Annotated in this window: 25 protein-coding genes and 1 pseudogene; 9 read left to right on the top strand and 17 right to left on the bottom strand. The window is 28.8% G+C overall.

Annotation, left to right across the window (positions count from 1 at the left end; genetic code table 11):
- The first annotated feature begins 262 nt into the window (after window positions 1–262).
- On the top strand, window positions 263–709 hold the full coding sequence (locus G9F71_RS16090) for a MarR family winged helix-turn-helix transcriptional regulator (protein ID WP_124998944.1): 447 nt from the start codon (window positions 263–265) through the stop codon (window positions 707–709).
- 74 nt (window positions 710–783) lie between these two features.
- Here G9F71_RS16090 and G9F71_RS16095 read toward each other — a convergent pair whose 3' ends face one another.
- Window positions 784–1206 (bottom strand): putative ABC transporter permease, encoded by a 423-nt coding sequence (locus G9F71_RS16095; RefSeq protein WP_164950140.1) that lies wholly within the window; start codon window positions 1204–1206, stop codon window positions 784–786.
- A 210-nt stretch (window positions 1207–1416) separates the two neighbouring features.
- Between G9F71_RS16095 and G9F71_RS16100 the strand changes: the two genes are divergently transcribed.
- A complete protein-coding gene (locus G9F71_RS16100; RefSeq protein ID WP_164950276.1) occupies window positions 1417–2181 on the top strand; it encodes a YkgJ family cysteine cluster protein in 765 nt (254 codons plus the stop codon).
- A gap of 91 nt (window positions 2182–2272) precedes the next feature.
- Here G9F71_RS16100 and G9F71_RS16105 read toward each other — a convergent pair.
- Window positions 2273–2770: pseudogene (locus G9F71_RS16105) on the bottom strand (FAD-dependent oxidoreductase); the annotation flags it as partial.
- Between the two features lie 66 nt (window positions 2771–2836).
- Here G9F71_RS16105 and G9F71_RS16110 point away from each other — a divergent pair.
- Window positions 2837–3049: a helix-turn-helix domain-containing protein gene (locus G9F71_RS16110; RefSeq protein ID WP_224626428.1), complete on the top strand. Its 213-nt coding sequence runs from the start codon at window positions 2837–2839 to the stop codon at window positions 3047–3049.
- Window positions 3050–3657: 608 nt separating this feature from the next.
- On the opposite strand, the gene G9F71_RS16115 is transcribed toward G9F71_RS16110, so the two are convergent.
- From G9F71_RS16115 to G9F71_RS16145, 7 genes are all read right to left on the bottom strand, one after another.
- Entirely contained in the window at window positions 3658–4089 is a 432-nt protein-coding gene (locus G9F71_RS16115) for a hypothetical protein (RefSeq protein ID WP_164950137.1), read from the bottom strand.
- A 161-nt stretch (window positions 4090–4250) separates the two neighbouring features.
- The gene (locus G9F71_RS16120; protein WP_164950136.1) at window positions 4251–5354 is read right to left on the bottom strand and encodes a hypothetical protein; all 1104 of its coding nucleotides are present in this window, start codon (window positions 5352–5354) and stop codon (window positions 4251–4253) included.
- A gap of 38 nt (window positions 5355–5392) precedes the next feature.
- Window positions 5393–5755 (bottom strand): hypothetical protein, encoded by a 363-nt coding sequence (locus G9F71_RS16125; protein WP_164950135.1) that lies wholly within the window; start codon window positions 5753–5755, stop codon window positions 5393–5395.
- A 291-nt stretch (window positions 5756–6046) separates the two neighbouring features.
- Window positions 6047–6340 (bottom strand): NADAR domain-containing protein, encoded by a 294-nt coding sequence (locus G9F71_RS16130; RefSeq protein WP_164950134.1) that lies wholly within the window; start codon window positions 6338–6340, stop codon window positions 6047–6049.
- A gap of 82 nt (window positions 6341–6422) precedes the next feature.
- Entirely contained in the window at window positions 6423–7730 is a 1308-nt protein-coding gene (locus tag G9F71_RS16135; protein WP_164950133.1) for a hypothetical protein, read from the bottom strand.
- Window positions 7731–8018: 288 nt separating this feature from the next.
- Window positions 8019–8564 carry a hypothetical protein gene (locus G9F71_RS16140; RefSeq protein ID WP_164950132.1) on the bottom strand — a complete coding sequence of 182 codons (546 nt, stop codon included), beginning with the start codon at window positions 8562–8564 and terminating at the stop codon, window positions 8019–8021.
- A 146-nt stretch (window positions 8565–8710) separates the two neighbouring features.
- Entirely contained in the window at window positions 8711–9001 is a 291-nt protein-coding gene (locus G9F71_RS16145) for a hypothetical protein (protein WP_164950130.1), read from the bottom strand.
- Between the two features lie 528 nt (window positions 9002–9529).
- On the opposite strand from G9F71_RS16145, the gene G9F71_RS16150 reads away from it, so the two are divergent.
- Complete coding sequence (locus G9F71_RS16150) at window positions 9530–9862, top strand: hypothetical protein (protein WP_164950129.1); 333 nt, start codon at window positions 9530–9532, stop codon at window positions 9860–9862.
- 682 nt (window positions 9863–10544) lie between these two features.
- Here the strand turns inward: G9F71_RS16150 and G9F71_RS16155 are convergent.
- A complete protein-coding gene (locus tag G9F71_RS16155) occupies window positions 10545–10877 on the bottom strand; it encodes a helix-turn-helix domain-containing protein (protein ID WP_164950128.1) in 333 nt (110 codons plus the stop codon).
- Between the two features lie 271 nt (window positions 10878–11148).
- On the opposite strand from G9F71_RS16155, the gene G9F71_RS16160 reads away from it, so the two are divergent.
- The 3 genes from G9F71_RS16160 (at window position 11149) to G9F71_RS16170 (ending at window position 12535) form a co-directional block, all read left to right on the top strand.
- Entirely contained in the window at window positions 11149–11763 is a 615-nt protein-coding gene (locus G9F71_RS16160; protein ID WP_164950127.1) for a hypothetical protein, read from the top strand.
- On the top strand, window positions 11741–12025 hold the full coding sequence (locus G9F71_RS16165; protein WP_164950126.1) for an HNH endonuclease: 285 nt from the start codon (window positions 11741–11743) through the stop codon (window positions 12023–12025). Before G9F71_RS16160 ends, G9F71_RS16165 begins: the two co-directional genes overlap by 23 nt.
- 186 nt (window positions 12026–12211) lie before the next feature.
- Window positions 12212–12535, top strand: coding sequence for a hypothetical protein (locus tag G9F71_RS16170; protein WP_164950125.1), 324 nt, complete (start codon window positions 12212–12214; stop codon window positions 12533–12535).
- Window positions 12536–12606: 71 nt separating this feature from the next.
- Here the strand turns inward: G9F71_RS16170 and G9F71_RS16175 are convergent, their stop codons facing one another.
- From G9F71_RS16175 to G9F71_RS16185, 3 genes are all read right to left on the bottom strand, one after another.
- Window positions 12607–12921: a hypothetical protein gene (locus G9F71_RS16175; RefSeq protein ID WP_164950124.1), complete on the bottom strand. Its 315-nt coding sequence runs from the start codon at window positions 12919–12921 to the stop codon at window positions 12607–12609.
- A complete protein-coding gene (locus tag G9F71_RS16180; RefSeq protein WP_164950123.1) occupies window positions 12918–14831 on the bottom strand; it encodes a DnaB-like helicase C-terminal domain-containing protein in 1914 nt (637 codons plus the stop codon). The genes G9F71_RS16175 and G9F71_RS16180 overlap by 4 nt, the downstream gene beginning before the upstream one ends.
- A 260-nt stretch (window positions 14832–15091) precedes the next feature.
- Window positions 15092–16003 (bottom strand): hypothetical protein, encoded by a 912-nt coding sequence (locus G9F71_RS16185; protein WP_164950122.1) that lies wholly within the window; start codon window positions 16001–16003, stop codon window positions 15092–15094.
- An 883-nt stretch (window positions 16004–16886) separates the two neighbouring features.
- On the opposite strand from G9F71_RS16185, the gene G9F71_RS16190 reads away from it, so the two are divergent.
- The gene (locus G9F71_RS16190) at window positions 16887–17519 is read left to right on the top strand and encodes a hypothetical protein (RefSeq protein WP_164950121.1); all 633 of its coding nucleotides are present in this window, start codon (window positions 16887–16889) and stop codon (window positions 17517–17519) included.
- Window positions 17520–18124: 605 nt separating this feature from the next.
- Complete coding sequence (locus G9F71_RS16195) at window positions 18125–19054, top strand: hypothetical protein (RefSeq protein WP_164950120.1); 930 nt, start codon at window positions 18125–18127, stop codon at window positions 19052–19054.
- Window positions 19055–19376: 322 nt separating this feature from the next.
- Here the strand turns inward: G9F71_RS16195 and G9F71_RS16200 are convergent, their stop codons facing one another.
- From G9F71_RS16200 to G9F71_RS16215, 4 genes are all read right to left on the bottom strand, one after another.
- Window positions 19377–19547 (bottom strand): hypothetical protein, encoded by a 171-nt coding sequence (locus tag G9F71_RS16200; protein WP_164950119.1) that lies wholly within the window; start codon window positions 19545–19547, stop codon window positions 19377–19379.
- A 923-nt stretch (window positions 19548–20470) separates the two neighbouring features.
- A complete protein-coding gene (locus G9F71_RS16205; protein ID WP_164950118.1) occupies window positions 20471–20686 on the bottom strand; it encodes a type II toxin-antitoxin system MqsA family antitoxin in 216 nt (71 codons plus the stop codon).
- Window positions 20687–20941: 255 nt separating this feature from the next.
- A complete protein-coding gene (locus tag G9F71_RS16210; protein WP_164950117.1) occupies window positions 20942–21295 on the bottom strand; it encodes a hypothetical protein in 354 nt (117 codons plus the stop codon).
- 84 nt (window positions 21296–21379) lie between these two features.
- On the bottom strand, window positions 21380–21700 hold the full coding sequence (locus G9F71_RS16215; protein WP_164950116.1) for a DUF4046 domain-containing protein: 321 nt from the start codon (window positions 21698–21700) through the stop codon (window positions 21380–21382).
- Between the last annotated feature and the right edge of the window lie 205 nt (window positions 21701–21905).

Below are 21905 nucleotides of genomic sequence, written 5' to 3' on the forward strand. Positions count from 1 at the left end.
AAAGTCTCCCACTTCTATAAGTGGGGATCACATACTACAACAAAGAGAAAACTTCAGCGGGGGGGTAACAATTGAGAATTGTTACCTACTCCAGAGGACTACAAAGGGGTAAATCTCCTTCTGAAGTCGTTAATATTGCAGCATCGCAGATGATGATTTAATGACATTTCTAAAGGAAATCCGCCTACTTCTATAAGTGCGTGTCATTAATATTACAGCGTCGAAGATGATGATTTAATAAACCATAAAGGAAGTGATTAAAGTGAACTATGAACCACTTAAATTGGATAACCAATTATGCTTTGCTCTATATGCTTGTTCTCGTGAAATAACAAAATTGTATAAGCCCGCCCTAGATAAACTCGGTATAACCTATACTCAATATATTTCTCTTTTAGTATTATGGGAGAAAGATAATATAACAGTAAAAGAGATGGGAAAAAAATTACATCTTGATTCTGGCACCTTGACTCCACTATTAAAAAAATTAGAGTGTATGGAGCTAGTAAATAGAACTCGAGATACCGTAGATGAAAGAAAAGTATTTGTTAAGTTAACCCAAAAGGGTATTGAATTAAAAGAAATGGCCATTGAAATACCAAATAGAATTCTTTGCTCTACAGGACTTACCCTTCAAAGTGCAGAACTTTTGAAGGAAAATATCACTTCACTATTGCTAAGTTTAACTCCTAGCTATAATAGCAAATAAAAAATATACGGTGTGTTTAATGTATTTACTACATTAAGCACATTGTATATTTTTTTACATTCATAACTTTCTTCTCATTTAGAATTACAATTGATACTGCTTTCAATGCATATTATAGCATCATGAATTTTTTCAAATATGATCCCAGCCACAATCCACACTGGTGCATAAGCCAATGTAATTATTCCACCTATTGATAATGTTTTATTTTCATAGTTCCAAGGACACACACCTAAAACAGATCTAAGCAGTAGTCCGCAAACTAATTCTACTGCAAATATAAGAACCATGTATATACCTCCCCGAGCTATAAGCGGAAGATGTTTTATCCTATAATGCACCGGTTCAAGAAATACAGCAAGCCCATATATAGGAAACATCCAAATACAGGTAGTGCCCCTAAGTAAAACATCACCCCTAAGCATTGCGCCAAAACCATTCCACAAAACCTCTGCGCAGAGACCTAAAAGTCCGTATATAATAAATCTTTTCCACATAAATCTATTGTTTGTATTCCTTTATAAAATATACTGCTAACTTTATTTATTAGTTTAAAAATAAAAATATATTTTTACATTTGCAGTAGATGATACTATAATAAATTTACCATTACTTTTAGAATCAACATATTTATTGTAATATAATGAGATAACGCAAATCATATATAGGTATTTATTCAAACGTAATTAAACAAGGGGCGGATTAAAATGAAATTTAATGCTAGTGTATCGATAATTCCCAAAGATCAATTATGTATATGCGGAAGTGGATTGAATTTTTCTGATTGTTGTATGAAAAAAAATCATACTTATGAAGCGATATTGTTACCTGATACTGGAAGACAAATCATTTATGATCAAACTGAAATTATCACAGCAGTACAAAAAATAAATGGATTTATTGAATCTAGAATTGATTCAATAATTTCTGGATTATCTCCAGAGGAGGCCTCTAGGAAACTCAGACGCCTTTACGAAAAACTTGATAATGCATTAAAGCCTATAGAGAAAGTTACTTCTTGCAAGCAGGGCTGTAATCATTGCTGTTTTTTACCAATATTATCAAGTCAACTTGAAAATGAATTAATAAAAGATTACATGAGTGAGCATTATTCTAAAGATATGATGGCTGAATTTAATTATAAAATCCACCAAAACAAAGAAACTTTATCACGCCTTGTGCATACTAACGGTAGATTTATGGATGAAAATTATAAATTATATGCAAACGCTAATATTCCTTGTGCCTTTTTAGATAGCAATAGCAATTGTACAATCTATTCTGTAAGGCCTTTTATATGCAGAAAATATTTAGTTTTTAATGAGCCAACCCTTTGCGAAAACACTTTAAATAAAACTGATCAGTATTATTCAACTTACCTAACTAAAGTAAAAGATTCTATAATAAAACTTAACGAGCTAACCTATGGTGAGAATTTTCAATACAAACATATATTATCTTGGTTTGTTTAGGCTTAATAATTTTAAAATACCTAGCAATTATAAAGGTTTAGAAAAGTGAAAAGGTCCGCTCCACCTTAAGCTGACCTTTCCAAATCTTTCTCTATATAAGTTTTTCACTAAATATATTAGTTAAATTTAATTTTTCTACTTTTCCCTTTATCTTATCTATATCCAAAGTATAAAGTCCCATTTCCAGCATTCTATTAAAATACTCCGCTCCTGCAAAAGTATATCTATTTGTTCTTCCTTCTTTAGAATTTATTTTTTCATTTGCATAGGCAATTATATCTCCAACGGCTAAGGATCTTGGTAATATAAGTAGTGGCATGCCTAAATAATTTCTTATTGCATTATGTCCAGCTAAAGCACCAGTTATAATGGCTTCTGTATGACCTACAAATAATCCAGCCTTCTCACCTGCACAAAACAAATTATCGAGGCCTACAACCTTCATACTGTTTGTTCTTGGGGCTACGGATAGATACCTTATGGAATTTCCCTTTCCTCCTGCATATGGATCTATATATTTTGCGTTTTCAAGTCCTTTAATTTTTCTTAATTTTTCCAATGGATAATACGAAGTCATTAATTTTGCATGTGCTATGTGAACAGAACTGCAACCTATAAAAAAGTTTTTAAACCCTTGAAAAGTCATAGTTCCACTATGCACTCTTTACTACCCGAGAATACAATAGCTGAAAAAATATACAAATTAAGAATTAGTGGTGGTTATACTCGACGTAACTTTGCGGAGATATGTAACATTGGCTATAGTTCCATTTGCAAATATGAAATAGGTTTATCAACTCCAAATGAAAAAAATATATATAAAATAAGCAAAGCGCTAAATATTGATTTAAATTATTTTATATGTTAAATTCATTTTCTATTTTTAATGTATGGTATTAGACAATACTGAGAATTGATACGTATAAAATTGGCTTGTCTATTCACGGCAACCCAATAAATTTTCATCTATGATTTGCTTAGAAATGATTAATATTAGACAGCAATACAAATAATAGTTAAATCATCACCTGTGGTGCTGCAATATTAACGACTTCAGAAGGAGATTTACCCCTTTGTAGACCTCTGGAGCGGATAACAATTCTCAATTGTTATCCCCCCTCTGAAGTTTTGTCTTTGTTATAGCGTGTAACTCCCACTTATAGCAGTAGGAGACTTTCCTTCTGAAATGTCGTTAAATGGGGATTGCATAGTCAAAATTATGATAATAACCTATATTACCGTATGGGGTACTTTAAAATAAATGTAAATGATCGTTTAAGTACTCCTGTATATTTAAGTACAAACTGAATTTAGCAATAAGGGTAGCTAAATTCAGTTATTCCAGATTGTGCATCTAATTTAGCTATTTGATTTAAGAACTACCCATTAACAAGAATAATTAGAAGTTTAAATATTAAACCTACGTTTAGTAAAATTATCTTAATAAGCCAAATAATGTAGATACCCATTCTTTAGCTATTTACTTTTAATATATAAATTTTTTAATACATCTTTAGCTCTATCTGCTAATTTATATGTATTTGGTGTGATCTCCCTATTCCTTTTTACATATCCATCTTGTGCTAATGATTTACAAATCCCTGTTATAAGTTGATAATTATAATCAATTTCTCCACTTATTACTTTTACTGTAACATTATCCTGAAATTCTTGAGAAAGCATGTTTATAGCATTTATTATTTCAAATTCTTGATTACTCCAAACTGCATTATTACTTTCTTCAATAGCTTTATGCATTAACTTATCATCAAATTTTATTTCACATATCCCTGTTGGACATTCCATACATTTCATTCTAAAATCCTGAATAACTTCTAACTTTTCTATTGGATATATATGTCCACAATTCTTACATATTATTTTTTTATTGTTATTTAAAACTGCCATAATAACATCATCGTATAAGAAACACCTTTGTTGATAATATTTACTATCTGATGTTTTAGGCCTTCCATATAAAACCTTTTCCTCTATACATAGGCCATAATCTAAGGCATAAAGGTAATTAGTTTTATTTTTATACTGTTCTTTTTCTCTACCTTTTGCTGCTAATTTATTTTATGAATAAATCCATTAAACTCCAATTCTTCGATATATGTGCTCATTTCATCAGACAATGTAAAATGACTAGTATATGCTTCTTTAACATTGTTAAAGTATGAATTATCTTCTTTTTCCATCGGTAAATCATACCTATTTTTTTGAGCCATTCTTGTTAATTCTTGTATAATACTATCTTGAACAAACATATCTACTTTTGCTTCCTCAGTATCATACCTTACCCCAGGTTGTTTATTAAAATTAATTCTTACATATTCATTATAGTACTTTTGGCTAGCTTGATTAATAACTGAAATAGTTATTGGTTTTTCATATACAATAGCTTTTGAATAGCAATTATGTAGTATAATACCTAATACTCTTGGTACATTTTGAGATACATAATATAAATATTTAAAATAATCTTCCATACTAGCACTTTTTATATCAAAATATGAATCTATACCATCTTTGCAAAACACAGTTATACTATTTTTTAATATTTTTTTTGTATATTCTATTGCTTTCTGTTGTATATTTGCAATATTATGATCACTTCCATAAACTTCGAATAAATCTATCTGAGTAATTAAATATTTTGCTTTTTCTAATTTTATTGGTTCTACTTTATTAGGATAGCATGCTATTTTAAAATGTATCTTATCAATACCTATATCATACATTGGTAATATAATTGTATCCATAAATACTGTTCTTTTTTGTATATCCAGTTCAGAATAATCATCTATAAATATATATATTGATTTTCTACGACAAATTTTTAGTATATCTAAAAACTTAGTTATTATATTCCCTACTTTAAAAACTCTTGCTAAAATATTTGTATTTTCAGTCTGATTTTGATAACTATCTTCTTTTTTTGCTGAAAATCCTAAATCTAATTCTTTCATCGAACCATTAATCTCTAAACTATCTTTTGATGAAGTAACTATATTTTTATTACTAATATATAGCTTATTTATATTTTCAAATACTTCTGAATCAAGCATATCTTCTAGTTCCATAACAAGATATTCTAAATTAGAATCTCTAAACTTGTTAAGTAACTTTTCGTAAAAGCGATTATTCTCATTTTTAAGTTCTGTTGTCATTCCCTCAATTAAATTATTAATAATATCTTTTATTAATGTTATCTTATACGTTCTTCATAACTACAAGCTAAGTCATTATTTCCTATGTCTATTAAATTTAACTGAGCTTTTTTAAATATTGTCTTTGCATTTATATAAACTGATAGATTTTTCTTTTCTTTATGTATTTGATACTGAGATCTAGCAAAGATAGTTGATTTGCCCGTTCCTCTTCTACCAACCAAAAACGTAGTTTTTTCTTCTAATATAGATTCTAGTATTTCATTATTAGGTAATAAATCTACATATAATTCTTCAATAGCTCCTTTTTTAGATTTATTATCTATATATAATTTATCCTCTGTTATTCTATGATATAAGCTTAAACTTTTTGATACTTTTTTAAAACCACTAACATCCATACCAATATCCCCCTTTAAAGTAATGTATATTACTTAATTTAACCCTCATTATTTTATCCACTCGAGCTACCCATTATTAGGCATAACATCTCATAAGTTACACCCGTTAATTTCATTATTCAAAAAATTAACTTAAATTCCTTTTATGTTTTAAAGCTTTGCTATTACGAAATAAATCTAAAAAAATAAAACGCTCTAATTCTAACCTGAATTTTCAGAGTTTATATGTCTTTTAAACTAAATACTTTCTATATTAAAAAATATCGTAATATATAAAATTGATGACATCTTTTAAAATTTAACCCTATAAAACAACCAAAAATAGTCTGTTAAGTTCTGACAAAATCGAATAAGTTCGTCTCTAACTTCCATCGAAATAAATCCCAAAAAATTTGTGCTTTTCCACATAAGTGGATTTTCTATATTCTTATCATCATCCAGCAAGCCAATACCCCAAATTTTATCGTAAGTACTTTCTTCAATCAGCACTCTATCCTTTGCTGTCAATAAAGATCCTATAAGAATATCATTTTGAATAAACTTTGCATAGTTGCCATTCAATATTAATGAAAAAGGATAGTTCACTAATAAAAAGTGTTAGAGAACTATCCTTGATAATATTTAGAAATTTATTTCTCATTAATTTTACTGTACTTCACTGTCTCTTTTATATAATTATTTTATAACCAGTAGACCCATTTATGGAAGGTATCTCTATACCCCAATTTCCGATAGTTTGTAATATATTATAATTTACATTTTTCAATTGATTCATATGATCACCATATGGATGTCTAGGATTATATGAATTATCACCAGCTGAGATTATCGCATAATTTACACTATCAAGGGTCCTAGCTAATGAGAAACGTTCCATTTTGGAGCAATGGTGAGGAACCATTAAATAATTATAACGCGTTGTTGAAAAGTTTAATCTACTTGGAAACATTGTATATTCACAATCTCCAGGTAGAAGCATACGATTGTCCCCTATTAGTTCAATAATCAAGCCAAAATTATTTGCCTTATTCAGCCCATGCTTCGGTGATGCTGTATTATTACGCCCTATTCCTCTCCATAAATTGAAACCACGTCCACTGCACACTAAATTGCCTAGGAAGCTATCATCAACTAAGTATAATTGATTTTTCCAAAAAAGATATTTTGCTAATCTAGCAGCACTTGCAGATATTTTGGATAATTCATTTAAATTTGGAGCAATCCAAGGATGATCAAACATATTATTTTGTGCAAATGTAACCCCTATAATATGATCCATATCCCAATGGGATAAAATATTAAGATGTGGTTTCATATGCATAATGGAAAATTTCGATCTAGTAATATGATAATCATTCCAATCAGATGAACCAGGATTTTTATTATAGCCTATGTCAAATAGTATTCTCTTATTTTCACTGGTTCGGATATATACACAATTCCCCTGACCAACATTATAAATCCTAGTAATAAAATCATCACTGCTCATAGTTTCATCTATAATTCGGCTCATTTCAATATATTTAGTTGAACTTGGTGAAACTACTGCACCTGAAGTATCATATGTGCTTAAATATTTTGTACTGACTTCAACTGGTACTGTTTTATCTGTAATAGTGAGATATTTACCTGCTATTTTAAATGGGCTGGCGCTAAAGAAAACATCTCCAGGAATAGTATAACCACGTTCATTATGTGGTTTTTCATCACTATAGAATTTCCCAGTCATCCATTTACCTTGGCTTTCCATAAGAAAAGAAAGCGCATTTTTATCAATAGAACTAGAATGGGCATAGAACTCATAAAAATACGGTCGATAATATGCGTCCTTATCCTCTCTCTGAAAAAAATCAGCGTCATAATTTAGCATATCTTCATTAATTAATGATATGTGTATAATATCATCTCGGTTGCTTCCTTCTCCTTTATCCCTATAATTCGAGTCTTTCAGATTATCTTGGTTCACCGTTGGCACGTTAACAACCTTAACATATACTTTTTCACTTCCACCAGGATAAAAAGGATATGGTCTTATTTTGCTTAGAAGTACTTTATGTTCTTTCTTTCTTACTCACTCATCTTTCCCCCTAAATATAAACGCGTTAGTTAATAAGTAGTTTTCTATTATAGACATTAATACTCCACAATAATTTATAATCTGTTAAGTACTACCTCTAAAGTTATTCCATTATTAGCTAATCGCTATAATATTACGTTTTTATCCGTATTTGTTCCGCTTGTTCCAATTTCAATGTACGTATTATTAATACTTTCGATTTATATTATCTAATACTCTTTGATGATATGCTGGATTTTCTTCCTCAGCATCATAAATAACTTGTCTCGAAAAAAACTCTGAGAACTTTGAATAATCATAATCTAAATTATCCGTCCATGAACACAATAATATTTTTTTAATATTTTTATGTTCGAATAAGTTACTAATGGCTTCTTTCTTCATACTTCTGCATAGAGCATCAATTGGATAGAAGATTGCAAAATCAAAGGTACTGCTTGTCCTACTCCAAGTAGATGACGTATTAAAACTATCAAATTCATAATAGTTATTTCCCATTTTAAGTTTTGTTCCAGCAGTGGTTTTTTTTGATAAGCCTATAAAAGCATCATCTGTAATATTATTCATAGAATTAATTCTAAAGAGTATACGAGCATTTTTATAGCTCTTGTTTAAAATATTCATAATCATTTTATGTTTCTCAAATTGATGTGTACCTGTGATTAACATACATTTTTCATCGGATTTTAAGAAATCTACTATCTGTTCTATCGCTTGTTGCTTCCCGTTCATTTATAAGTCCCCCCCTGTACCATTCTATAATATATTTTCTGTTGCTCTAGTCATAGCAGCATATGCTGTCTTAATTTCTCCACTTTCTATAGATTTTGTATTTGACATATTACTGGTCAATTTACCATTCTTACCTATAAGTAAACTTATAGCTTCAAAACACATTCTTTTATAGCATGTATTCTTGAATTAAGATAGTTTTTGATAAATCTCTTTGCATAGAAATATTTTATTGGCTGTTGAAGAAAATCTTCTAGTTTTGTATCTCTTGTTGTAATTTTAATTTCTGAGCCTAATAAAATATTAAGATTGTATTTTTGTTTAAATTCTGAAATCAATAACATGATTCGTTTTTTCCATAAGCGAAGATGTATGTCTGGACATGGCATATTTTTACAAAAATCAAATATAACTTTTCCCCACTGGTTTGAAGTCATAATCTTCTCTATGCGCTGTAATCTATATCATTTAAAATTTGTGAACCTTAATGAAAATTTGAAACAATGCTTTACTTACAATATTAGTAGCTCTTTTAATGGATTTATAATCAGAATCATATGCTGCTTCTGAAAGTAGTTTTGCTGTTTGATATTGCCACGAATTATTTATTTAACTATAATCTTTTTCATTTAAATCACTAAGGAATACAGTTCTATCTCTAAGTTTATTATTATAGATATTACTTACAATTTATAAGTATACTTCCTATAATACTATTATTCTACAAATAATATTAATTTCCTTTGAAATATATAAGTTTCTGTATTTTTAAATATTATTACCAAAGAAAAAAAGAGCTATCACGTTCTAAAAATTACATTCTATTTTGAGACATCTCTCTATTTAAAGACCAAAAGTTAAACCCTATTTAATTCATTTTTTTGTAAAAATGTCAATGTACTGTAGAAATTTATATCGTTCACGTAGTATAATTAGATAACAAGTTGAGAGGAGTGAGTGAGTGAATGAATATTATTATGAGTATAAAAAATAAATTAATTAAGGTTATAAGTAAAAGGAATAATATAACTAAAAATGAGTCTCCTTTTAACATTACCAATAGTGAAGTAAAAATAGCATCTATAACATCTGAATATAAAGATTCTAATGACACAATAGCTATTGCTAAAAACCCTTTTATACTAACGGCTGAGGATTTTAAAAAGATTGCACAAAATTATGATAGTTCCAAATCAAAATTTTCTGTTTCAGTTATGAATGATTGGCAGAAATATAAGAACCCTTACAGTCGAACATTGATGCAAGCAAAACGCATATGCAGGCAACATGGCAAATAAGCTATTAAAATTTTAATATTATAAAAAGAAGTATTAATGGGACGTTAATTGAATTCCCACTACTATTTCTTTTTTTAGCTATAAGTTGTCTGTTTCTATTGATTTGAAATGCAATTAAAGTTCTGCATATACACCAATGCCAACTTTGTACATTAGTTGGCATTGAGTAAATTCCGCATAACTATTGATATGACTATGTTTAAGTAGGTTTTATAAAGTATTATTAGCATTTCAATTATATCCAATGCCTACTAGTTGTATAATTTTCTTATAAGTTAGCATTTAACAGATTTGTTAATATGGAAGTAAATAACAAGACAAGTAGAGGAATTAATAAGGCTGGGTAAGTTGAACTAATAAAAAGTATTAAAGATATATCAGATGTGTACAACCATCTAAATTTATGAAGAAGGCAATAGCACCTTCTTTTTTTATTGCGTTGAATTATATTATAAATTAAGAACTGTGACATCACAATTTTATAAAAATACTGATTTTGTTACGACCGTGGCCAAAAGTGGCAATGGCACAGAGGAAGTCAACTTTCACCAAGATGGTATGTACTGCAATTCACCAATTAGGTTGGAATTGTAAAACACTCCTTCAGTTGATAACCTAAAAAAGGAAAGTTGCAGAAGATGTAACTATGTAATGCTTTATAGTAAATCATATATTTAAATAATTATTCTATATCACTATCTTTTAAAAATTTACTTAAAAATCCAAATATTATATTTCTATCATCCTCATAAGCATTTTCAATAATTTTAATTACTTCATCATTAGTATATTTTATAACTTTATTATTATTATATTCATTCTCAGTAAGCAGCCAATCAATTGAAACCTTAAATGTTTTAGATAATTCTACAAGTATTTCTGCCGATGGACTTACTTCATTATTTTCAATTTTACCTATGCTACTTCTCGCAACCTTAATCGATTCTGAAAGCTCTTTTTGTGTTAAATTGTTTTTTTTTCTCAAATATAATATTCTTTCACCTAACGATTTCATGGAATATACCCCTTAATTCTAATATTTTAGATTTTAGTATTGATTATTCTATTATTTTAGATTATACTATTATTATCGTTAATAATAATTACCACTACAAATAATACTTTACTCAATAAACACTTAATTAATTCAATACATTAAAACCCAACTTTATTTTACCATACCTATTCATAAATTAAAACATGAAAGGAAGATGATTACATGACAAGGTACAGTAATTCTCATACTTATAATATTTTATATAGGAATAACAAGGGAGGTGTTTAATGTGGCGAATAACATTATTAAAGCTAATATCAATGTAGAAGGTACTAGAACATTAATATGGAATAGGTTTAGTGAAGATCGTTTAGATGCAAAAACTAAAAAAAGTGGTACCAAAGGTAATGATCCTAACGAATGGAAAAAGACAGTTCTATTGACGAAAGATAATCAGCTTTATATTATGCCTGAAAGTATATTTAGTTGTATAAAAGAGGGCGGAAAATACACTAAAAACGGTAGGGGCACTATGCAAAATATTGTTACTGCAACCCTACAAATAATTGATAATATAATTCTAACAAATAGATTTTTGCCCGATGAGCTTACAAGAGATCCAACTGAAGATGTATATCTCGACGTGAGGTCAGTACGGAATCCAACTACACGTGGCCGTAATATGCGATATCGCGTTGCTACTAAACCAGAATGGAAAATGGATTTTACAATAATGTGGGATTGCTCATTGATAAGTGAAGAACTAATTGAATCTATAATCATTGACGCTGGGGATTATTGTGGTCTTGGAGATGGGCGAAATATTGGTATGGGGCGCTTTACCCTTAACAAATTTGAGATTATAAGTGAGGATGCTAAAAATGCCAAAAAAACGACAGCCTAGATGTGTTTGGAATAATACGCGTAAATCAGTGTGGGAAAGAGATAATCATAGCTGTAAGCATTGTGGAAAAGAAATAGCTTTAAATAAATGCCACATAGATCATATCAAAAGTGGTAAAAAGGGTTCAAATCGTTTAGATAACTTGCGTACCCTTTGTCCAAGATGTCATGTCCTTAGGAAAGATTTTAGACACAGAGGCATGACCGCTTGGGCAATTAAAAAAGGTTTAATTCCTCCAGATTGGCGTAAGTTAATTTGGTAGGGTTAATATATATATAACGCGGCGAGTACGGGGCTGGGTATGATGCGTCCTGGCTAGGTAAGTTACGGCAAGGCAAGGCATATTATTCACTAATATTCTTAGCTTTTATAGATGTGTTTTCTTTAAATGCTCAATGGGGTTGATTGGCCCCTTTAAAAAAATATTACTCAAGGGAGATTGATGTAAATGGCAAATTTAAATATGAAAACAGTAACACTGAATGCTGAAAATAATAGGTTAATGAATGTTTTTAAAACTATTATAAATAAAGAAGAAACTGCAAATATTTTAGCTAATAAAACTGTTACTAAGGGTATAGAAGAAAACTCCCCTGTTCTACAGCATTTTTATGGAGAAGATGAACCTGCTATTGTTACAGCATCTTGCATAAGTTTTGGCTTAATTAATTTTATGGCGGAGGATTTTTATACTGTGAAAGAAGTACTTGGATATAATTATGTGCTTAAATTATTACACGGTACAAAGAACTTTATCAGTATAGTTAAGTAATTACTAAAATGGCACACAAGTTAGCATTTGACTGCACCACTAGTGCCATTTTGTTACCTTTAAATTATCATTCAAATTTTACCTTTAATATTCTGATAAAATAATTTATCCCCCGTCATTAAGCTTATGCATTCACACGCCATTAATAATAACCTCTTTACATCCATTCCATTATCTACTTCTATATTAATAGTACTTCTTAGCATTCCCGATTTTCTTATATTTTCTTGGTATTCTTTAAATATGGCCTGTACCATTTCTTCCTGCATTTGTCTCTCTTTCATAGGATTATATACATATTCCGTCTGTTTTGGATCTTTTTTTATCTCTTTTACAATTTTAATACCACTCGGTAATTTCATCAATATGTCATTTATATCCATCATCTTTTGACGTTCACTTCCTTTCTATCTTTCATGCCAGTTTCAGCAAAATAATTAAATAAACAATAATAATCAAATTTTATTGTTTTACCTGTAGCTCCATTCCTGTTTTTAAGAATTTTTAATTCAACTTTCCTCACCTCCTTTTCTTTTTCTTTATTTACATCAAATTCTTTTTCTCCTTGATTTTGAAATTGTAGTCCTAATAAAACATCCGATGAATATTCTATAGCCCCACTCTCTTTAAACGCTGCCATACTTATATCTTCATTATAATTTGCTCTATTTAAGCTAGATATTGTAACTACTGGTATTTTATATTCTCTACTTAATCTTTTAAGTTCAAAGACGGATTTATCTGTGTTTTGCTTATCTGTTGCTCTAGCATCAGAAGGTTTTAATATTTGCAAATAATCTATTACTACAATAGGTTTATTTCCCGTTATCTCTACATGTTTTTTAACTGCTTCTTTTATTTGGTCCACTCCAATATCTCCTAACCCTTCACTTAAATATATATGTTTTGCATAACTGCTATATTTTTTTATGGAATCCGCTATTAGACTTATTTCTATTTCACAATAATTTTCATATTTTTTTCCTGCTGTAATTCCCCTAGTAGTTTTTGCGTGATGCTTATTTGTTGCATTTAAAAACGTTAATCGTGAAATACTCTTTGCAATTAGTTCTGTTCTAGACATTTCTAAACTAAAATATAGTATATCTTTCTCCTGCATAGCTATTTGATCACATACTTGTAAAATAAAAGATGTTTTCCCTAAGGATGATATAGCTCCCAATACATAAAGTCCCTCATAGAATCCTCCATCAAGTGTTTCATCTAAATTATCAAATGCTGTTGAAATAGCTGGAGTATCAACACTATCATTTATTTGCCCCGTAAAGTTTTCAATGTATGCTGCTGCAGACATTTTATTATATTCTTCTATTTTTTTCTTCCTTTTCTTTTGAATTTCTACTATTATTGTTAATATTTGCTTATTAATACTTATCCTAAAATCATTTTCATCACTCAAAAACCAATCATTTATATCATTAATTTCATTTGGTAATTGTATATTATAGTAATCATATTTCTCAGTTTCTTTTTTTCCAGCAGCATCGTTGTCAAAAGCAGTTAAAATTAGAATATCTTCTCTTTTGTTCATTTCAATAAATCGTTCAAAATTTTTTATTCCTCCAATAGCTATAGATTTAATTCCAATTGCTTCCAAACTTAATGCATCGAATTCACCTTCAGTGATTATTATGGTTTCACTTTCTGTGGCTTTTTTTAGATAATCTATATTAAAAAATGTTGCATTTCCTGGTGCTTTGTTATATCTTCCATATTTTTTTTCTTGTTCAGGTGTTAATGCCCTTGCATTATAATAAATAGCCTTTCCATCTTGCCATATAGGTATTACTGCTCTTACTCCCCCATATCCTTTAATATCTCCAATACATAACTTATATCTATCTATTAGTTCATCTGTCATACCACGTTTTTTAAAATATCCTTTGTCTTCTTCGGTTTGATTGTTGTACAAGTTTAATATAGTATCCGTGTAATCATTTGCTTTTTCCTCTACTAATGCTTTAGTCTTCTCTAAATTTGTTTCACTCTTTTTATGTTCTGTCGGCTCACCTGCAAGCCTTTTTAATTCTTTAAATGCATCATTTTCATTCATTTTTTTTACCTCCATTAAATATTTATACACACTTCCACCATTACAGCATCCATTAAAGCTAAAATAAGAATTAGTTTTAGAATATATCGTAAAATCCTCTTTTCCTTCACATATTGGGCACGGACTAACCCTATAGGTATCTACTCCCGCACCCTTAACCCTGCAATCTCTTTTAATTAAAGATAATAAATCAATTTTGCTTTCTAATTGTTCTATTGTCATAATTCAACAAATCCTTTCTTCATTTTGTCTATTATAATACACACCCTAAATGTAAATTAGGGGTGTGTATCCTATAAGTATCTATATTACATACATACTTATCATACTAAACTGATATACTTGTAAACGTTGGTACCACTTGCTTTAAATATGTTTTTTTATTTAATTGAATAGATACTTGTACTTGGTATAATAGACACTTATACTTGGTATAATAGACCTTTATACTTGCCGTAATAGATACTTATACGTGGTAATTATTAATAAAATATAGCTATTCCTTTATAAGTTTTACCCTCTTTATATTCCGCAAAATCTTTAATATAGTTTTGTTTTTTCCAACAACTAATTATTTCTCTAACTGATCGTCTTACTTTTTTAGTTTTATCTGCAAATGCCTGGTCCTTAATACTTATTTTTAATCCCAGTTCTATAAAAATACTAATGTAAAGAATTTTATTGCTTTGCTTATTATTATTTTTTAAAGTTTCAATACGTCTAATAAGATATTCCCTAATTACAATTACATCTTCAGTGTTTTTTATAAATTGCTTTGTTTGCAATAATGCAATTGGTATAGTAATTACTTGCTTTGTTTCTTGTGCATACCGATATAATATTGGCTTATCTAATAATTTGTAAGCTTCAGTCATTTTTCCACCAGTTGTTACTATAATTTTTATGGTTGCTAAAATATTTCCTTCAACTATAGCATTTTGTATATTAATTGCCCTAGATCTAGCCTCCTGCGTCCAATCTATTTTGCACCTTATCCTGCTTAATTTATCTAAACTCTTTGTTACTAATGAAACAGCTTGCGGACTTACTTTTTCATTGTTTTTTAGTCCATTCATTGATCTATAGCACATAGCTGCAGTAAACTCATTGTTCTCTGATTGATATAAACTGCATACCGCATTGTGTACAACCCTGTCATATGCAGTAAATTTATAGGTTTTGTTATATATTTGTATCTCTTCAGACCCATAATTTAATTTTACGGTTGTTATCACCTCCTTTTTACATCCCTTACTACTTACGGTTAAATCAATTTCACCTATTCCTACAATGTTTTTCGTTATTTGATTGCATAGCTTATTATTCGGAATTATAAATTTATTTGGTACAATGCTTTTAAGAAATCCTATATTATTCTCAATTATCTGTTCCATTTTTCTATCTTTCTCTCCTATTCTTACGTTATTTTTTAAAATTCACTTCTATATATCAAGTAGGAGAAAAAAATATAAAATTCATCATAATATTTCGTATTGCATAATTCGACATAATATTTAAAATACAAAAAAAGTAGAGCAACTTATATTGTTGTTCTACTTTTTTTCTATATTTCAGTTTAGTTATTAGACTTGATTATTTTTAATAAATATTGATGTATAAGCCAAATAAATAGCTTAACTATGTAAAATTAAAATCATTTCTTAAAGCTGATACTCAAAAATGAATATCAGCTTTTCTAATGAACTATATAAGCTTATTTATGCTTACTAAAACCAAATTAAAGCAAAGTTATATTTTTGAGCCTTAAATAGAACCACGTACTCAATCGCATATTCCAAATTAAAAATAAAGTTTACTTTTTAGCCTAAAAATGAAACTTTTAGTGGTTAACATAAATTTTGAGACCTCGATTCAGCTATTGTTCGTATAATATCTTGCCATTTGAGGATAGCCAGTATAACTTTTGAGCCTTAAGTTATACTCCATATAACATTTCAGCCTCCAATTGAGCAAGCAGTATATCTTCTATATCTTAACTCAATACATATTTTTACAATATAACTCACATTTAAGTTCCATAAAAAATATTTAGCAGTTTTTTATATTATTTATAGTTTTGTTATATATACAAGTAAGGGAGGTTTCACAAGATTGTAATTTGAAAGGGTGAAGTTTAAAAATTAGAGTAAGACATACTGCTTTTAGCTTACACACACAGCTTATGTTGCTAGCTTAGGCAGTAACATAGATCTTTTCAATACAGCCATGACAAGAGGCTTAATACCTTGTACAAAACATTTGAAGGAGATATAAAATATGAAAGAAGATATTGAAGAACAGTTTTTCAATGAATTAGGTAAATATACTCTGTATCACACATTGCTGGATGAGTTAAACAAACATCCCATTAAAACAAATCAGGATATAAATATACAATATTATCATAATCTTTGCGAAAAATTTGAAACAGTCAAAACTAATTTTATAGAAGAAATGATTCATCAAAATAAATTGCAAATTATATCAGATACGGTATTCGAAAATGCCTTAGATCCACTAATTCCCAAGTGCAAATATGATAATAAAACTGAGATTTTCACAATGGATTTTAACTTTGTCCCATATCTAAAAATAGACTATTTAAAAAAATTTGTTAAGATCAAAAATGCCCTTATGTACTTAATCATGGAAGGTATAAAGAGAATGGAAGAGAAACCAAATTATTATAAACAGCCAGTACTTATTATATTCTCTATTGCAAAGCCCATACTATTTGATGTAGACAATATAGAGATTAAATACATCATAGACGCCATGAGGTATTCAAACTTCTTCTATGATGATAGCTATAATTATGTATCCTATTTAGTCCAAGGAAAAGAAACAAAAGAGCACGGTCTTATGACTGTTACAATTGTTAAAAAAAGTGATATAAGGTACATGATATAACAGTGCATAAGTGGTACTATTTTTAAAAACCATTATGTACAAGTTATTAGCTAACGAATAAGCACTACCATTACTCTAAAGCTAAAATGAAGGCTAACCGTGTAATAGCCTTCATTTCAGCTTTGTCCAACACAACTTATTTCATAATAAAATATAGATGAGTGATTTAAGCAAATAATAAGGGGGCTTTTTTACTTTAAGCGTTGCACCACAATAAATTCCTACCACAACACCTCAACAACGCGAACCTCTGTTACCTATAAAACTTTTTGCTGACAAAAGATAAATATTGAAAAATAAATACCCCTATTTTTTATATTAAAAAAGAAAAATGAATATATAAATATGTAAAGAAAAAAAGTGATTATAAAGATAGGAAAGTGGCTGATACTCTCTAATTTATTTTGATATATAGTTTATAAATTAAAAAAGAAATGAAGATATATTTACAATTTGTTTACTAAATAAATAAGAATATGCTTATGTAAATTGTTAAAGAAAAACATAATGTAATAACAATAAATAGAAGGAAATTAATAAAAAAATTATTGAAGGACTTATAGATTAATTTTCTCAAAAATACAAACAAAAAAGGAGATAAAAAAATGATAAAAATAACTGAAAGAGATAAGGAATTTCTGCTGATTCTAAATGAAACTGGTGCTTGTAATTCTAAGATGCCTTTAACTATTTACCCTAACAGATATTGTAGAAGTAAGCTAGAGAGAATGGAGGAAGAAAGGATAATAATTAGGAAATATGATTTGATAATACTAGGTATAAAGGGTAAGGCTTACCTAGAGAGTATAGGTGTGGTTCCAAATATAGTAGCCACTAAACCAGTAGCCGCTCAAAGGCGATTAGCTAGAGCATTGGAGCTAAGGCACCTCCTTTCAAACATGAGGGTTTACACCTCCTCTGAATATAAAAAGGAAAAGAATCTAAATAGGGGAATGCAATTTGTAGCTGCTGCAACAACGGTTGATAAAATAACTTACCTGATCTATGATGTTCCTAAAGTTTTAACAACTGAGGCAAAGACACAAATATTAAGGGAACTGAAAAATAAAAAAAGTCTGATAAACAATGTAATAATATTCACTAGGAATATGGATTTTGTCCAAATATTATCTATAAGTAATATTTATGTGAATGAGCTTTTACTACTACCACCAAGTGATTTCTGCATAAATCTTCTAAATTCAATGGCTCAAGGAGATTTTGATAGGAAAGCAATAGGTACTGCCTTCCCACAATTACTAGAAAATAATGTTTTTTATAAAAAACAAAACCAATATATAGTAGGTGGGCATACGTATATGAACTTAGTTGTAAATAATATTAGTGCCTATAGCATGTTGAGTAATATGGACAAACACGCAATACAAACCAATAATAATTCCAACCAAACTTATAATATCGTGTGCCTAGATTGTCAGGAATATTTCATAAAAGATATAATATCAAAATTGAATTTTAAAAGACTGAATGTCCAAATAAAAACTATAGTTGCTGGTCAAACTTCTTTTTATTAAGAAATTATATGCTTATAGCAGTACAAATAAGATTTTCGTAGAAGCACAAGTAGTCAAAATGATCTTACAAAAAACTAAAAAGCCTGAACAAATTAGGTTCAGGCTTTTTTACCATTTATTAGAACATTTATAATTGCTTATTATCTATAAGTATAGAAATTTTAGCACAATCCAATTTTGGATTGTGCTAAAATTCTTAAAATAAAATGACTGGAACTACTTAAATAGCTCATTTTTCACATTGGCACACTTTATATATCATGTACAGACAACCTATTATTTGATTTTATTTGTTTTGATTGGCGCACATTTTTAGCATGACCTAACTTATTTCTTCAGCCATCATATCCGTTACTTGGAACTCTTTACCACCTCTATCAAGTATTACATAAAACAAGTCACCATCATCAATTACTGTACGGATTACTTCATGTTTTATTGTTGTATCTATATTATAATTTTCAAATCTAGTTTCTAATATTTTAATTTTCATATAAAAAAACTCCTTCTTCATATTACATAACTTATGATACCACACTTTATGCTTAAAACTATTTTAGTTTATGGTAACAACAATCCAATAAAAAAGTACTGACAATAATACTTGCTCAGTACTTTGAGATTATTACCTTTTCTTTTTTAACTTTTTTCTATTTTATTAGTTTCTTTCATAATCTCCATTAGAAATTGAAACTGTAACGGAAAGGTCACTATGTCCTTTCCGCTTATAATTTCTAAAATATTAAGCTCCATAATTCGGGTCACCCCTAGGGGTCTTTGGCGGTCCATTGGGCCGCCTTGCTAGTCATCTTGACTATTTCATTTTTACAGGCTTAAAAACATTCGGTTCAAAAATTAAAAATCTGGACACATTATTAGGTTCAGACTTTTTTACTATTTATTAGAATATATATAATTACTTATTATAGCCGATTTAAACTTATCATTTAAATAACGGAGCGGACATGTCCACTCTCTTCCTTTTACTTAGCATTATTTTGAATGTTCTTAAGGGACTTTCAAAAATCTTATATATATCTCTACGTTTTATTATTTTAATTCAATCAGCATGCACTCTTGTTAATGAATATAAAAGGGATGTAAAAATTTTAGGACAATCCGACTTTGGACACTCCAATTTTTTTATTTAAAATACTTATATAAGTCTACAAAATAAGAACACCACTGTTATTTATTAAGTAAAAAAGATTCTGCTATTAAAGCAAATTAAATGACTGAAACTCCTTAAATAGTTCCTTTTCCAAACACTTTGTCTCCTTTTTTATTTCTATTATCTTTCCTATTATAAGTGCCCGATATTTCAACTATTTAATTAATAGATTTCGTTTATTATCTTTTCCATTTTTCTATGTTATAATCTTCCTTCATTTATTTCACTAGTTTAGCTACCATTTCCTAATAATTAACAACTAATATTTCTTCTTTATTCTCTTTTACATCTTCAATTATTTTTTCAAGTTTTACAGCTATATCATTTTTTAAATAATACTCACCACATTGTTTACAAATATCAGCTGGCACACCTTTAATTATAATTATATATCCACCAAAATCCACTATATGATTAACATTTCCTTCAACTAAATTAGCTTTACATAGCATACAATTCATGCTAATTACCTCCTCATTTTTAAATCTTAACACCATAGTTCTTTATTATAATAATACACTGAACATAAGCATTAATCCCAAAACGAAACTTAAATACTCTTTTTTATTTCCCATACTGATCCCCTTAGAACATATTTTATACTTGATTTACAATAATTTTATCATACATATATTTTAATATAAACAAATAAATGTTTGCTAATGTGCTATTTTTTTTCAAAAGCACTCTGCTTACAAATATATCTTTTACAAAAACTATGATTCAACATCAAGTGCTTCTCTTATAGCTCTTGTTACATTATCACTATAATACTTACCTAACAACATGCTTAATCCATATTTGGCAAAAGACTTTCTGTCAATTTGTTCATTTTGTACTTTCATTCTTAGGATCAACCATTTCACAGCACTAATCCTATTACTTTCACTTTCCCATGTACCATTAGGAACTTCACTATTTATTATTTCCCAGGGACATATATCAATTTGATATACTGCTTTAAATATCTTAAATAAACTAGGATAATAGCTATGCAACGTACCTAACCCATTTTCTTCAAGAACAATCCAAGATAATTTTTCTTTTACATCCTCTGTATTCCACTGCATTTCAACTTCAAATAGGTATTTTAAAGCATCAACTCTATTCTCTTCTTTTGTCCAGTAACTTTGAGGTACTTTATCTTGCTTAAATTACCAAGGTTGATATTTCACTTCTGGATAAGTACATAGTATATAACGAATAGCGGAACGCCCAAATAACTTCGAGGCAGTATGAAGCTTGTACTTGGTTAAGAACCTCTTTGATACTTCTCTTTTTACATCTTCTTTATTAAATTTGAGTATATCATCAATTAAATATCTCAATAACTTAATAGCAACGTCTTTTTCTTCTTGTGCACTTCTATTAGACCAAAACCCCGATGAAAAGTTCGAAATTCTATCTTGTAATAGAAATTTGTATATTTCAATATCATCTAAATAAGTAAGATCAACTTTTATATTGTTACGCATACAAATAACCCCCCTTAACTCTCTAAATTATTGACAAATCTTTTAAATATCAACCTATATTTAAAAATAAAAAAAAGAGTCTAGTATCAATAGACTCTTAGGAGAAGAGATATATTTAATTGGTTAAATATATTAAGTAGTTTGTCCACTTTTCATAAAAATATTCATCATCGCTCTAGAACCCATAGCTCACATTGTTGAGTGT

This window comes from Clostridium sp. FP2 (assembly GCF_011065955.2).
GTDB classification, from domain to species: Bacteria; Bacillota; Clostridia; order Clostridiales; family Clostridiaceae; genus Clostridium_AD; species Clostridium_AD tagluense.

What these genes read in the sequence shown, in the direction of transcription:
- G9F71_RS16095 (WP_164950140.1), bottom strand. Translation starts at nt 1,206, where the DNA reads ATGTGGAAAAGATTTATTATATACGGACTTTTAGGTCTCTGCGCAGAG.
- G9F71_RS16100 (WP_164950276.1), top strand. Translation starts at nt 1,417, where the DNA reads ATGAAATTTAATGCTAGTGTATCGATAATTCCCAAAGATCAATTATGT.
- G9F71_RS16110 (WP_224626428.1), top strand. Translation starts at nt 2,837, where the DNA reads ATGCACTCTTTACTACCCGAGAATACAATAGCTGAAAAAATATACAAA.
- G9F71_RS16115 (WP_164950137.1), bottom strand. Translation starts at nt 4,089, where the DNA reads ATGGCAGTTTTAAATAACAATAAAAAAATAATATGTAAGAATTGTGGA.
- G9F71_RS16120 (WP_164950136.1), bottom strand. Translation starts at nt 5,354, where the DNA reads ATGACAACAGAACTTAAAAATGAGAATAATCGCTTTTACGAAAAGTTA.
- G9F71_RS16125 (WP_164950135.1), bottom strand. Translation starts at nt 5,755, where the DNA reads ATGGATGTTAGTGGTTTTAAAAAAGTATCAAAAAGTTTAAGCTTATAT.
- G9F71_RS16140 (WP_164950132.1), bottom strand. Translation starts at nt 8,564, where the DNA reads ATGAACGGGAAGCAACAAGCGATAGAACAGATAGTAGATTTCTTAAAA.
- G9F71_RS16145 (WP_164950130.1), bottom strand. Translation starts at nt 9,001, where the DNA reads ATGACTTCAAACCAGTGGGGAAAAGTTATATTTGATTTTTGTAAAAAT.
- G9F71_RS16150 (WP_164950129.1), top strand. Translation starts at nt 9,530, where the DNA reads ATGAATATTATTATGAGTATAAAAAATAAATTAATTAAGGTTATAAGT.
- G9F71_RS16155 (WP_164950128.1), bottom strand. Translation starts at nt 10,877, where the DNA reads ATGAAATCGTTAGGTGAAAGAATATTATATTTGAGAAAAAAAAACAAT.
- G9F71_RS16165 (WP_164950126.1), top strand. Translation starts at nt 11,741, where the DNA reads ATGCCAAAAAAACGACAGCCTAGATGTGTTTGGAATAATACGCGTAAA.
- G9F71_RS16170 (WP_164950125.1), top strand. Translation starts at nt 12,212, where the DNA reads ATGGCAAATTTAAATATGAAAACAGTAACACTGAATGCTGAAAATAAT.
- G9F71_RS16175 (WP_164950124.1), bottom strand. Translation starts at nt 12,921, where the DNA reads ATGATGGATATAAATGACATATTGATGAAATTACCGAGTGGTATTAAA.
- G9F71_RS16180 (WP_164950123.1), bottom strand. Translation starts at nt 14,831, where the DNA reads ATGACAATAGAACAATTAGAAAGCAAAATTGATTTATTATCTTTAATT.
- G9F71_RS16185 (WP_164950122.1), bottom strand. Translation starts at nt 16,003, where the DNA reads ATGGAACAGATAATTGAGAATAATATAGGATTTCTTAAAAGCATTGTA.
- G9F71_RS16190 (WP_164950121.1), top strand. Translation starts at nt 16,887, where the DNA reads ATGAAAGAAGATATTGAAGAACAGTTTTTCAATGAATTAGGTAAATAT.
- G9F71_RS16195 (WP_164950120.1), top strand. Translation starts at nt 18,125, where the DNA reads ATGATAAAAATAACTGAAAGAGATAAGGAATTTCTGCTGATTCTAAAT.
- G9F71_RS16200 (WP_164950119.1), bottom strand. Translation starts at nt 19,547, where the DNA reads ATGAAAATTAAAATATTAGAAACTAGATTTGAAAATTATAATATAGAT.
- G9F71_RS16205 (WP_164950118.1), bottom strand. Translation starts at nt 20,686, where the DNA reads ATGAATTGTATGCTATGTAAAGCTAATTTAGTTGAAGGAAATGTTAAT.
- G9F71_RS16210 (WP_164950117.1), bottom strand. Translation starts at nt 21,295, where the DNA reads ATGCAGTGGAATACAGAGGATGTAAAAGAAAAATTATCTTGGATTGTT.
- G9F71_RS16215 (WP_164950116.1), bottom strand. Translation starts at nt 21,700, where the DNA reads ATGCGTAACAATATAAAAGTTGATCTTACTTATTTAGATGATATTGAA.